Source organism: Burkholderia sp. BCC0044, from assembly GCF_902832955.1.
GTDB lineage: Bacteria > Pseudomonadota > Gammaproteobacteria > Burkholderiales > Burkholderiaceae > Burkholderia.
Window position 1 is genome coordinate 1,332,223 of the sequence record NZ_CADFDO010000002.1, and the last position, 13,084, is coordinate 1,345,306.

Genomic DNA, 13,084 nt, shown 5'->3' on the forward strand with positions numbered 1-13,084 from the left:
TGGAACCCGTTGACTCGCAATTTGCATGCCGTTCCCCCGCCGCCGCGGCCCCGCGCGACCCATTCGTTTTTCAAATGACGGCCAGCCGAATATTTAATTTCCCATCGTGGTAGCCGCCGCCCATACTCGCGAACAAATCCGAGACATAACGTCCACCGGGGCGCGGCCCGCGCTGCGTACGACACGCGGCCGGTGTCGCGCCCCGCACATGGAAGGAGACAACGGCGTGCAACTGGAAGCCATCCACCGCGCGGGCATCGGGCTCGGCGCGGACGACGCATCGCATCGAACCGACACGGCCGCGCGCGATCCCGCGCCGAGCCCGCGGCTGCACAACCCCGACCTCGCGCCGACCCGGGCCGAAGGCCGCACCTGGGGCCGCTACAGCATCTTCGCGCTATGGACCAACGACGTGCACAACATCGCGAACTACTCGTTCGCGATCGGGCTGTTCGCGCTCGGCCTGTCGGGCTGGCAGATGCTCGCGTCGCTCGCGATCGGCGCGGTGCTCGTCTACTGCTTCATGAATCTCACCGGCTACATGGGCCAGAAGACCGGTGTGCCGTTCCCGGTGATCAGCCGGATGAGCTTCGGCATCTACGGCGCAATGCTGCCCGCGATGATCCGCGCGGTGATCGCGATCGCATGGTTCGGCATCCAGACCTATCTCGCATCGGTCGTGCTGCGCGTGCTGCTCACCGCGATCTGGCCGGGCCTCGCCGCGTTCGACCAGAACGCGATCTTCGGGCTGTCGTCGCTCGGCTGGATCACGTTCGTCGCGATCTGGCTCGTGCAGATCGGCATCCTCACGTACGGGATGGAAATGGTCCGCAAGTACGAGGGGCTCGCCGGCCCGGTGATCCTCGTCACGACGCTGTCGCTCGCCGCGTGGATGTTCAGCCGCACCGGCGGGCAGCTCGCGATGTCGATCGGCAAGCCGATGACCGGCCTGAAGATGTGGACGGAAATCTTCGCGGGCGGCTCGCTGTGGCTCGCGATCTACGGCACGCTGGTGCTCAACTTCTGCGACTTCGCGCGTTCGTCGCCGAGCGCGAAGACGGTGCGCGTCGGCAACTTCTGGGGGCTGCCGGTCAACATCCTCGTGTTCGCGACGATCAGCTTCGTGCTGGCCGGCGCGCAGTTCAAGCTGAACGGCCACATCATCCACAGCCCGACGGAAATCATCGCGACGGTGCCGAACAAGCTGTTCCTCGTGCTCGGCTGCCTCGCGTTCCTGATCGTCACGGTGGCCGTGAACATCATGGCGAACTTCGTCGCGCCGGCCTTCGTGCTGACGAGCCTCGCGCCGCACCGCCTGTCGTTTCGCCGCGCGGGCCTGATCAGCGCGACGATCGCCGTGCTGATCCTGCCGTGGAACCTGTACAACAGCCCGATCGTGATCGTCTATTTCCTGTCCGGCCTCGGCGCGCTGCTCGGCCCGCTGTACGGGATCATCACGGTCGACTACTGGCTCGTGCGCAAGCAGCGCGTGAACGTGCCCGACCTCTATACCGAAGCGCCGACCGGCGCGTACTTCTACACGCGCGGCGTGAACCGCAAGGCGCTCGCGGCGCTCGTGCCGTCCGCGCTGATCTCGATCACGCTCGCCGTCGTGCCGGCCTTCAGCGCGATGACGCCGTTCTCGTGGCTGCTCGGCGCCGCGATCGCGGGCAGCGTGTACTGGCTGACGGCCGATCGCAAGCGGCACTACGAAGAACGCTCGGGCGAACACATCGCGGTCGCCTGCGCGCAACACTGATACTCACGCATACGGAGCCACCGATGAGGATCCTGGTAGTCAACGTCAACACGACCGAGTCGATCACCGACGCGATCGCCGCGCAGGCGCAGGCCGCCGCGTCGCCGGGCACGGAGATCGTCGGGCTCACGCCGCGCTTCGGCGCGGAGTCGATCGAGGGCAACTTCGAGAGCTACCTCGCCGCGATCGCCGTGATGGATCGCGTGTTGAGCTACGACGAACCGTACGACGCGGTGATCCAGGCCGGCTACGGCGAACACGGCCGCGAAGGCTTGCAGGAACTGCTGACGGTGCCCGTCGTCGACATCACCGAAGCGGCCGCGAGCGTCGCGATGCTGCTCGGCCATCGCTATTCGGTCGTCACGACGCTCGACCGCACGGTGCCGCTGATCGAGGATCGCCTGAAGCTCGCCGGGCTCGATGCGCGTTGCGCGTCGGTGCGCGCGAGCGGCCTCGCGGTGCTGGAACTCGAGGAGAACCCGGCCCGCGCGATCGAATCGATCGTCGGCGAGGCGCAGCGCGCGGTGAAGGACGATCACGCGGAAGTGATCTGCCTCGGCTGCGGCGGGATGGCCGGCCTCGACCGGCAGATCGAGGAATGCACGGGCGTGCCGGTCGTCGACGGCGTGTCGGCCGCGGTCGCGCTCGCCGAGTCGCTGGTGCGCCTGAAGCTGAAGACGTCGAAGGTCCGCACGTATGCGCCGCCGCGCCCGAAGCGGATCGTCGGCTGGCCGGGAAGCTTCGCAAAATGACGCACGGCCGACCGGCTGCCGCGTCGCGCATGCGCGCCGTCTCGCCGGCACGCGTATCGGCATGCGGGACCCGCTAGACCCGGCCGCCCCGCCCCGCGACGCGTCCGACGCCGCGGGCGCGCTCGACGTGCTCGATGCACGGCTGATGCGCATCCTGCTCGTGCTGCTGACCGAGCGTACCGTGTCGCGTGCGGCCGTGCGCCTGAACATGTCGCAGCCGGCGACGAGCGCCGCGCTCAAGCGCCTGCGCACGCTGCTCGGCGATCCGCTGCTGGTGCGCAGCCGCTACGGGATGGTGCCGACCGAGTTCGGCGCGCGACTGATCGAGCCGCTGCGCAACGCGCTGCGCGTGATCGACTTCATCCGCGTCCAGCAGCCGACGTTCGACGCGCGCACGTCGGTGCGCACCTACCGGATCGGCTGCCCCGACTACCTGAACGTGCTGTTCGTGCCGAAGCTCGTCGCGCTGTTCCGCGAGCGTGCGCCGAACGCGCAACTGGTGTTTCATCCGCTCGGCGACGGGTTCGACGACGAGCGCGCGCTGGCCGACGGCGAACTCGACGTCGTGATCGACAACCGGCCCGCGCGCCGGTCGCGCTTCCGGCAGGACGACCTGTTCGACGATCGCGTCGTGTGCCTGATGCGCGCGACGCATCCGCTCGCGCGGCGCGGCGCGATGACGGCCGCCGGGTTCGCGGCGGCGGCGCAGCTGTGCCCGACGCCGTCGTGGCTCGAAGCGTCCGGCGCGATCGACCGGCAGCTCGAACGCGTCGGCCTGCAGCGGCGCATCGTCGTCACGCTGCCGCACTTCGAACTCGCCGCGCATGCGCTGGTGCGCACCGACATGATCCTCACCACCACGTACCGGCTCGCGCGGCACTACGCGAAGCTGCTGCCGCTCGCCGCGGTCGCGCTGCCGGCCGAGCCGCCGGACATCGTGTACCGGATGACGTGGAACGAATCGGGATCGTGCGCGGAAGGCGGTCGCTGGCTGCGCGGACTGATCGCGGAAGCGACGCGCGCATGGCTCGATGCGGACGCGATGCTGCCGGCGGTTGCAGCGGTCGCAGCGGTCGCCGCCGTTGCCGGTTCCGGGGCCGATGCGGACGCAACGAACACCGCGCCGGCGGTCGCCGATCCGCCCGAGCCCGCCCGGCGCACGCGCCGCAGTCCGGCCACGCATTGCCGCGCGTCGCATCCGGCGCGCGTCGCCCAGGCGGCACGCATCCATCGCACGGCGACGAAATCGCACTGACCGGCGCCGCACGAATATGCATTTCACGATTCGATGTTTGTCGGCCGGAAACCGATTCCGTAACCTGCCCGGCAGCCGCGCCGCCCGCGCGCGGATCACCGAGGACCCGCCGCCGATGACTCACTCTTTCGCCACAGCGCGCCGCCGCGCGCTGCAGCGCCTTGCCGCCCTCGCCGCCGCGCCGCTCGCGGGCGGCCTCGCCCTGCCGGCCCGCGCGGCCGGCGACGACCTGTCGGGCGTCACGCTCGTACTCGGCGACCAGGCCGGCGGCCTGCGGGCGCTGGCCGAAGCGGCGCGCGTGCTCGACGGCACGCCGTACCGGTTCCGCTGGGCCAACTTCCAGGGCGCCGCGCCGCTGTTCGAAGCGCAGCGCGCGGGCGCGATCGATCTCGCACCGGCCGGCGACCTGCCCGTGCTGACGGCCGCGCTCGGCGATCCGTCGTTGCGGATCGTCGCGACGCGCGTCGGCTCGCCGACGTCGCTCGGCATCGTCGTGCAACCCGACTCGCCGGTTCGCACGGTGGCCGACCTGAAAGGGCAAACCGTCGTCGTGTCATCGGCGCGCGGCAGCATCTCGCAATACCAGTTGTACGGTGCATTGCGCGAACACGGGCTCGCGCCGCGCGACGTCGACGTGCGCTTCGTGCTGCCGGTCGACGCGTTCGCCGCGTTCGAGGCGAAGCGGATTCCCGTCTGGGCGACCTTCGACCCGTACTACGGGCATGCGGTGCGACGCGGCGCGCGGATCGTGCGCGACGGCAGCGGCATCAATTCGGGGCTCGCGTTCCTCACGTCGCCGGTCGAAACACTCGACGATCGCGGCAAGCGCGCGGCGCTCGCGGACGTGCTCGCGCGGCTCGCCCGTGCGGGCCAATGGGCGCTCGCGCACCCGGCCGACTACGCGAGCGTCTATGCGTCGCTCACGCGCCTGCCGCCCGACGCGGCCACCGATATCGCACGGCGGGCCGCGCTCGCGCAGCGCAGCCCGAGCGGCGCCGACATCGACGTGCTGCAGCGCGTCGCCGATCGCGCGGCGGCGGATGCGATCCTGCCGAAGCGTGTCGACGTCGCGTCGATCGCGATCCGTAACGTGTCGACCTGAGCCCGGCGGCGCGGCGTGCGCCGCGCAAATCGACGTGCATCCGGACGCGTCGGCACGCGGCGCCTCGTGGCCTTCCGCGATCGCGACCCGGTAATCCAGCGGCGCGCCGGTCAGATCCCGGACTTGCATGGCCGCCTCCGCATGACCGTTCTCCTGAACGACATCAGGGCTGTCGCGTGCACCGCCTGCAAGGACTGCGTTTCAGGCGAGACGTGGTTTCGTCCCCCATCGCGCCGCGATAAGCATAGTTCAAATCGTTGCTTGTCCGCCCCAAACACGTCATCGAGAATCACTCGACGGGCTGCGGCCCGGCCTCGTTCCCCAACGTTCCGGATCCATCGATTCATGCTCCCACTGCGCCTGCTGCGATCGCTGCTGATCGCGTCCCTTTTTGCGTTGCCGGCCGCCGCCGCGCACGCCGACAAACCCGCCACCATCCGCATCGGCGTCGCCCAGCAAGGCGCCGGCGATCCACCGACGTTCGGCGGATCGAGCGCCGCCACCGTGCAGTTGCAGCAGCTCGTCGAAAAGGAATTCGCCGCCGACGGCATCAAGGTGGAATGGCTGTTCTTCAAGGGGGCGGGCCCGGCCGTCAACGAGGCGATCGCCAACAAGGCGCTCGATTTCGCGTACCAGGGCGACCTGCCCGCCGTGCTTGCGCGCTCGAACGGAATCAAGACGCGCCTGCTGCTCGCCGCGAGCGTGCGCTCGGGCGTCAAGATCGCGGTGCCGCCCGACTCGACGATCCGCTCGATCAAGGACCTGAAGGACCGCCGCGTGTCGATCTTCCGCGGCACCAACCTGCAGCTCGTCGCCGACAACGCGCTCGCGAAGAACGGCCTCGGCGAACGCGACCTGCGCGTGATCAACCTCGACGCCGCCAGCTCGCTCGCCGCGCTCGCGTCGAAGGGCATCGACGCGTCGGTCGGCGATTACGCGCTCTACAAGCTGCGCGACGCGGGCCTCGCGAAGATCATCTACGAATCGCAGAACGACGGCCCGCAGTTGACGCGCCAGACCCACCTGCTCGTGCTCGACGATTTCGACCGCGCGCACCCGGACATCGTGCAGCGCGTCGTCACCGCGTTCGTGAAGGGCGCGCAATGGTCGTCCGACGAGGCGAACCGCGATGCGCTGTTCAAGCTGTGGGCGAAGAGCGGCGTGCCGTATTCGTCGTGGCAGGCCGACTATGCGAACCAGCGCCTGAAGGATCGCCTGTCCCCGCTGATCGACCCGTTCGTCGTCGCGCGCTACAAGGCGGTCGCCCAGGATGCGCTGAACCTGAAGCTGATCCGCCAGCCGGTCGACGTCGACGGCTGGTTCGAGCCGAAGTATCTCGACAATGCATTGCGCACGTTGAAGCTCGAAAACTACTGGCCGCGTTATGACGCCGCCGGCAAGCCCCTCACCTGACACCTGACCGGACCACCCCGATGAGCGACACCGCGTTTTCCGTCCCGTCGTCCGAATCGCACACGCTCGCCGTGCCGCCGCGCCGCGCGGCCGTGCTGCAACGGCTCGCGTGGCAGCTCGCGCCGTGGGTGCTGCCCGCGCTGCTGTTCGCGCTGTGGAGCGTCGGCAGCGCGCGCGGCTGGATCGCGCCGCAAATCCTGCCGCCGCCCGAACGCGTGGTCGACACGCTGGCCGAGCTCGCGTCGAGCGGCGACCTCGTACGCCACACGCTCATCAGCCTGCAGCGCGTGCTCGTCGGCTTCGCGGCCGGCACGCTGCTCGGGGTGTCGATCGGCGTCGCGCTCGGGCTGTCGCGCACGCTCGAAGCGTACGTGCTGCCGAGCTTCAACGCGCTCGTGCAGATTCCGGTGCTCGGCTGGCTGCCGTTCCTGCTGCTGCTCGTCGGCGTCGGCGAGCCGCTGAAGTATCTGCTGATCGCGCATGCGGCGCTCGTCCCGGTCACGCTCAGCACGTTGCAGGGGTTCCGCCAGACGCCGCCCGCCCTCGACGAAGTCGCGCGCGGGTTCGGCTACACGCGCCGGCAACGCATCGTCCACGTCGTGCTGCCGGCCGCGATCCCGACGCTCGCGACCGGCGTGCGGCTCGCGTTCACGAAGTCGTGGCTCGCGCTCGTCGTGGTCGAACTCGTCGCGTCGTCCGAAGGGCTCGGCTACCTGATCGTGTACGGGCGGCAACTGTTCCAGCTCGATCTCGTGATGGCGGCCGTGGTCGTGGTCGGCGCGGTCGGCCTGCTGATCAACCGGGCGCTCGACGCACTCGAAGCGCGCCTGCGCCGCGGCGTGCCGTCCGCGTTTCGCGGCTGAACGGGCCGCCCTGCCCAACCGAGAAGGAGATTCGCCCGTGCCGAATGCCGCCACGCCGCTGGCCACACCGCCTGCCACGACCACCCGCCGCCTGCATCCGCCCGACTGGCGCGGCGTCGTGCTGCCGCTCGCCGCACTCGCGTGCTGGTGGGCCCTCGCTTCCGCGCATCTCGTGAAAAGCGGGCTGTTCGTCAGCCCCGCCGCCGTGCTGCACACCGCGTGGGCGCAGGCCACGAGCGGCGCGCTCGGCCGTGCGTTGTCGGCATCGCTCGCGCGCGAAGCGTGCGGGTTCGCGATCGGCGCGACGGGCGGGCTGTTGCTCGGCGCCGTGCTCGGGCTGTCGCGCGTCGCCGCGCGGATGGTCGGCTCGAGCTTCGACACGTTCAAGCAGATCTCGCTGTTCGCGTGGATTCCGCTGATTTCCGTGTGGTTCGGCCTCGGCGACGTCGCGAAGGTCGTGTTCCTGTCGCTCGCCGCGCTGCTGCCGGTCGCCGCGCATACCTGCGACGGCATTCACGCGGTGCCGCGCACGTATGTCGACGTGGCCCGCGCGCTGCGCTACTCGCGGCTCCAGCTGATCCGCCACGTGATCCTGCCCGCCGCGCTGCCGTCGATCTTCACCGGCCTGTATCTCGGCCTGATCTATTCGTGGCTCGCGACGCTCGGCGCCGAATACCTGCTCGTCGCCGGCAGCGGGATCGGCAACACGCTGATCGACGGCAGCGAGCAGTTCCGGATGGATCTCGTGCTGTTCGGGATCATCGTCGTCGGCGTGACCGGCTGGGCACTGAACGCGAGCGCGCGGGCGATCGAGCGCAAGGTGCTGGCCCGGCGCGGCGACCTCGCGCGCTGAGCGCCCTTTCCCTTCGTATCGCCTTCTTCTGCGTACCGCCATGACGACCCTCGCCTCCGATTCGCTCGACATCCTTCATGTAAGCAAGCACTACGCGCAACGCGGCGCGGCGCTCGCGGTGCTCGACGACGTGTCGCTGCACGTGCGCGCCGGCGAATTCGTCACGATCGTCGGCGCCAGCGGCTGCGGCAAGTCGACATTGCTGCGGCTCGTCGCCGGGCTCGACACCGATTACACCGGCGAAATCCATGCCGGCGGCGAACGCGTGCGCGACACGTCGCTGCAGCGCGGCATCGTGTTTCAGGATCACCGGCTGTTCCCGTGGCTGACCGTCGAACAGAACATCGGCGCCGCGCTGCGCAACGCGCCGCTGGACGCCGCCGCGAAACGGCGCGCGATCGCGGAACACATCGCGCTCGTCGGGCTGAACGGCTTCGAGCACGCGTTTCCGAACCAGTTGTCGGGCGGGATGGCGCAGCGCGTCGCGATCGCGCGCGGTCTCGTGAACCGCCCGCGCGTGCTGCTGCTCGACGAGCCGTTCGGTGCGCTCGACGCGCAAACGCGCGCGAAGATGCAGAACGAATTGCTGCGGATCTGGGAACAGGAGCGCATCACGATGATCCTGGTCACGCACGACGTCGACGAAGCCGTCTATCTCGGCGACCGCGTCGTCACGATGGCGCCGCGCCCGGGCCGCATCGCGCGCATCGTCGACGTCGCGCTGCCGCGCCCGCGCCGGCGCGATTCGCCGGCATTCGCACGCTTGCGCGACACCGTGCTCGCCGATTTCGACGACGACGAGCCGCCCCGCGACGACGATACGGGCGGCAAGCGCATCGACGCGGCGCGCCCGCACCGGATCGGCGAATGGCGGCTCGCGTGGTAGGCGCGTGACGCGCCGAATCGCTCAGCATCACGACACATATCGTTCATCGCAGATCGCTCGCTAAGGTTGTGACGATTCATCGGTTCCGGTTCCGCGCGGCTCCTGCTTGAATGGAGACTCGACCGACCCGACTCCCAGGAGACTCCCGATGTCCGAAGTCCAGCACGCCGCTCACTCGCCTTCGCCTGCTTCGCACGCCGCGCCGCGCACGGCCGCCGTCCCGCTTCAGCTTCGCCAGGTTGCCGGCCGGATCGGCGCCGAGATTTCCGGCGTGCGGCTGTCGGCCACGCTCGACGACGCGACGTTCGACGCGGTCCAGGCCGCGCTGCTACGCCACAAGGTGCTGTTCTTCCGCGGCCAGCACCATCTCGACGACACCGCGCAGGAAGCGTTCGCCCGCCGCTTCGGCGACACGGTCGCGCACCCGACCGTGCCGTCCGTCGACGGCAGCGCCGCCCTGCTCGAACTCGATTCCGCGCACGGCGCACGCGCCAATTCGTGGCACACCGACGTGACCTTCGTCGACGCGTACCCGAAGATCTCGATCCTGCGCGCGGTCGTGATCCCGCCATTCGGCGGCGATACCGTGTGGGCCAACACGGCCGCCGCGTACGCGCATCTGCCCGACCCGCTGCGCGCGCTCGCCGACACGCTGTGGGCGCTGCATACGAACGCGTACGACTATGCGTCGACGCACGTGCATGCCGACGATACGCAACTGAAGCGCTACCGCGAAGTGTTCACGTCGACCGTCTACGAAACCGAGCACCCGGTCGTGCGCGTGCATCCGGAAACCGGCGAGCGCACGCTCGTGCTCGGGCACTTCGTGCAGAAGATCAAGGGGCTGTCGTCGCAGGATTCCGCGCACCTGCTGCAGGTGCTGCACGAACACGTGACGCGTCTGGAAAACACCGTGCGCTGGAACTGGCAGGAAGGCGACGTCGCGATCTGGGACAACCGCGCGACGCAGCACTACGCGATCAACGACTACGGCGATGCGCGCCGCGTCGTGCGCCGCGCGACCGTTCACGGCGACGTGCCGGTCGGCATCGACGGCCGCCAGAGCGTCCTGCTGAAAGGGCCGGGCGCCACGCTGCAATAACGTCCCCCTATCCACGTCACGCGGCGGCGCTCTTTTCCGCGCGTCGCCGCGCGCCTCCCTGGAGGACACCCGCCATGAACCTCGCACCACCGGACCGACGCTTGCACGCGCAACGATGTCGTCCCTCTTCCTCGTTCACTTCCGCCAGGAGCGTCGCATGAGCGCCCTACTCGAACCCGCCGCCCAACCGGTCGACGTGATCCCGCTGTCCGCCCATATCGGCGCGGAAATCCGCGGCGTCGACCTCACGCAACCGTTGACCACGCCGCAGATCGCGGCGATCCGCGCCGCGCTGCTGAAATGGCGCGTGATCTTCTTCCGCGAACAATTCCTCACGCACGAGCAGCATGTCGCGTTCTCCGCGCAGTTCGGCGAGCCGACGGTCGGCCACCCGGTGTTCGGGCACGTCGACGGCCATCCGGCCGTCTATTCGATCGCGAAGCATCGCAAGGCGACGCGCTTCGAAGGCGAGCCGGTGCGCCGGCCGTGGACCGGCTGGCACACCGACGTGACGGCCGCCGTGAACCCGCCGTGGGCATCGATCCTGCGCGGCGTGACGATTCCGCCGTACGGCGGCGACACGCACTGGACCAACCTCGTGCGCGCGTACGAAACGCTGTCCGCGCCGCTGCGCGGCTTCGTCGACACGCTGCGCGGCATCCATCGCTTCACGCCGCCGCCCGGTGCACGCGCGACCGGCGCATTCGACGACGCGGTCGAACGCCGCCCGCTCGTGACCGAACATCCGCTCGTGCGCGTGCATCCGGAGACCGGCGAACGCGCGCTGTACGTGAGCCCGAGCTTCCTGAAATCGATCGTCGGGCTGACGCCGCGCGAGAGCCAGGCGCTGCTCGAACTGCTGTGGGAACACGTGACGCGGCCGGAATTCACGATCCGCTTCAAATGGGAACCACGCAGCATCGCGTTCTGGGACAACCGGGCGACCGCGCATCTCGCGCCCGTCGACATCTTCGATCTCGACTTCGATCGCCAGTTGTATCGCACGACGCTCATCGGCGACGTGCCGGTCGGCCCCGACGGCCGCGCGTCCGTCGCGCTCGAAGGCACGCCGGTCGAAACGGCGGCCGCCGTCGCACTCAACTGACGCGGCGAACGCCGGCGCGTACGAACGCGCCGGCCCCCACGTCGATCAATCGAGCCACACGCCGTCGAACCGGTGCCCGCCGAGCGGCGAGAACGTCAGCCCGTGCACGCGCCTGGAGATCGGCAGCGACACGATCGACGTCGCGATCGGCGTGAACGGCACCTGATCCTTGAACACCACCTGCGCCTGCTCGTACAGCGCCGTGCGCTTCGCGACGTCCCCATTCGAACGCGCGGCGGTCACGAGTTGCTCGAAGTCCTTGTTGCACCACTTCGCGAGGTTGCTGCCGTGCACCGCCTCGCAGCCGAGCAGCGTGCCGAGCCAGTTGTCGGGGTCGCCGTTGTCGCCTGACCAGCCGTACAGGATCGCATCGTGCTGGCCGTCGTGCTTCGCGCGGCGGTTGTATTCGCCCCATTCGTAGCTGACGATCTTCGCGCGCACGCCGATCTTCGCCCAGTCCTGCTGGATCAGTTGCGCCATCAGCTGAGCGTTCGGGTTGTACGGGCGCTGCACGGGCATCGCCCACAGCGTCAGGTCGAAGCCGTTCGGGAAGCCGGCCTGCGCGAGCAGCGCCTTCGCGGCGGCCGGATCGCGCGGCGCATCCTTCAGGCGCGGGTTGTACGACCATTGCGCGGGCGGCATCGGGTTCGTCGCGATCGTCGCGTCGCCGTTGAACACGGTCTTGATGATCGCCGTCTTGTCGATCGCGATGTCGAGCGCGCGCCGCACATCGACGCGATCGAGCGGCGGATGCTGCGTGTTGTACGCGACGAAGCCGACGTTGAAGCCCGTCCCCGAGAACAGCGTCAGCTTCGGGTCGCGCCGCACCGTCTCGAGATCGGCCGGCCGCGGAAACGCCGACACCTGGCATTCGCCGGCCACGAGCTTCTGCAAGCGCGCGGCCGGATCGGGCGTGATCGCGAACACGAGGCGCGACAGCTTCACGTCGTCCGGCTTCCAGTAGTCGGGATTCGCGTCGTAGCGGATCAGCGCGTCCTTCTGGTACGAACGCAGCACGAACGGCCCCGTGCCGACCGGGAACTGGTTGATGTCCGACTCGCGATGGCGCGCGGCGAGCTGCCCCGCATATTCGGCCGACAGCACCGACGCGAACGCCATCGCGAGATTGCGCACGAACACGACGTCGGGCGACTTCAGCACGAAGCGCACCGTATAGTCGTCGACCTTCTCGATACGCTCGATGTTGTGGTCGAAGCCGAGATCGCTGAAATACGGGAAGCTGACCGGATAGGCCTTGCGGAACGGATCGTCCGGATCGAGCATCCGGCGGAACGTGAACAGCACGTCGTCGGCCTGGAACGGCCGCGTCGGCGTGAACCACGCGGTGGTCTGGAATTTCACGCCGCGCCGCAGGTGGAACGTGATCGCGCGCTGGTCGGGCGACACGTCCCAGCTCGTCGCGAGCGCCGGTTCGAGATCGAGCGTGCCGCGCTTGAACTGCACGAGCCCGTTGTAGACCGGGTACGTGCTCGCATCGAAATCGGTGCTCGTCGTGTGCTGGCCGGGATCGAAGCCGGCCGGGCTGCCTTCGGTGCAGTACACGAGCGTCTTGCCCGTGGGCGCCGCGAGCGCGGGCGTCGCGGCACCGGCCAGCAGCAACGACGCGGCGATGCAGCGGAGCGCGACGCGCGCACGCGGTACGCCGCGCATCCGGCGCGCGGCTGACGAAACGAAAGGGTTCTTCATGGTGACGGAGGAAAGAAAGAGGTGTCATGCGAATCACGACCGTCGATCTTCGCGCGCCGCCCGCCGATCGCTTACCAATTAATTCCGCGTTGCTTATCGTCGCGGATGCATCCCGCTGCCGCTGCATGAGAATGTCCGTGTGAGCGGCGCATGCAGGCCAAACACTGCTGCTGCGGGACGCCCCAAACGCGTGCATCGAAACCATGCGCGCGCCGCACGGTCTTCCGGCCCTCTGCAGGTTCTCCGGAATGGGTGCATCGTATCGGTTGGCCGACGCCGGCATCGGC

The 13,084-nt window shown here is 69.2% G+C and carries 11 protein-coding genes; 10 read left to right on the forward strand and 1 reads right to left on the reverse strand.

The features are described from left to right. The first annotated feature begins 208 nt into the window (after positions 1-208). The 10 genes from HWX14_RS14420 (at position 209) to HWX14_RS14465 (ending at position 11,090) form a co-directional block, all read left to right on the forward strand. Positions 209-1,759, forward strand: a complete 1,551-nt coding sequence (locus HWX14_RS14420) for an NCS1 family nucleobase:cation symporter-1 (protein WP_175883327.1) — start codon at positions 209-211, stop codon at positions 1,757-1,759. 23 nt (positions 1,760-1,782) lie between these two features. Then, on the forward strand, positions 1,783-2,511 hold the full coding sequence (locus tag HWX14_RS14425; protein WP_175883328.1) for an aspartate/glutamate racemase family protein: 729 nt from the start codon (positions 1,783-1,785) through the stop codon (positions 2,509-2,511). A 61-nt stretch (positions 2,512-2,572) separates the two neighbouring features. Next, a complete protein-coding gene (locus HWX14_RS14430; protein WP_175883329.1) occupies positions 2,573-3,766 on the forward strand; it encodes a LysR family transcriptional regulator in 1,194 nt (397 codons plus the stop codon). 115 nt (positions 3,767-3,881) lie between these two features. Further along, positions 3,882-4,868 carry an ABC transporter substrate-binding protein gene (locus HWX14_RS14435; RefSeq protein WP_175883330.1) on the forward strand — a complete coding sequence of 329 codons (987 nt, stop codon included), beginning with the start codon at positions 3,882-3,884 and terminating at the stop codon, positions 4,866-4,868. A gap of 345 nt (positions 4,869-5,213) precedes the next feature. After that, complete coding sequence (locus HWX14_RS14440; RefSeq protein WP_175883331.1) at positions 5,214-6,281, forward strand: ABC transporter substrate-binding protein; 1,068 nt, start codon at positions 5,214-5,216, stop codon at positions 6,279-6,281. A gap of 20 nt (positions 6,282-6,301) precedes the next feature. Further along, complete coding sequence (locus HWX14_RS14445) at positions 6,302-7,144, forward strand: ABC transporter permease (protein WP_175883332.1); 843 nt, start codon at positions 6,302-6,304, stop codon at positions 7,142-7,144. Positions 7,145-7,181: 37 nt separating this feature from the next. After that, positions 7,182-7,997 (forward strand): ABC transporter permease, encoded by an 816-nt coding sequence (locus tag HWX14_RS14450; protein WP_175883333.1) that lies wholly within the window; start codon positions 7,182-7,184, stop codon positions 7,995-7,997. 40 nt (positions 7,998-8,037) lie between these two features. After that, complete coding sequence (locus HWX14_RS14455; RefSeq protein WP_175883334.1) at positions 8,038-8,883, forward strand: ABC transporter ATP-binding protein; 846 nt, start codon at positions 8,038-8,040, stop codon at positions 8,881-8,883. Positions 8,884-9,031: 148 nt separating this feature from the next. Further along, positions 9,032-9,985: a TauD/TfdA family dioxygenase gene (locus HWX14_RS14460; RefSeq protein WP_175883335.1), complete on the forward strand. Its 954-nt coding sequence runs from the start codon at positions 9,032-9,034 to the stop codon at positions 9,983-9,985. A 157-nt stretch (positions 9,986-10,142) separates the two neighbouring features. Continuing rightward, the gene (locus HWX14_RS14465; RefSeq protein ID WP_175883336.1) at positions 10,143-11,090 is read left to right on the forward strand and encodes a TauD/TfdA family dioxygenase; all 948 of its coding nucleotides are present in this window, start codon (positions 10,143-10,145) and stop codon (positions 11,088-11,090) included. A 45-nt stretch (positions 11,091-11,135) separates the two neighbouring features. Here the strand turns inward: HWX14_RS14465 and HWX14_RS14470 are convergent, their stop codons facing one another. Then, complete coding sequence (locus tag HWX14_RS14470) at positions 11,136-12,797, reverse strand: ABC transporter substrate-binding protein (RefSeq protein ID WP_175883337.1); 1,662 nt, start codon at positions 12,795-12,797, stop codon at positions 11,136-11,138. Between the last annotated feature and the right edge of the window lie 287 nt (positions 12,798-13,084).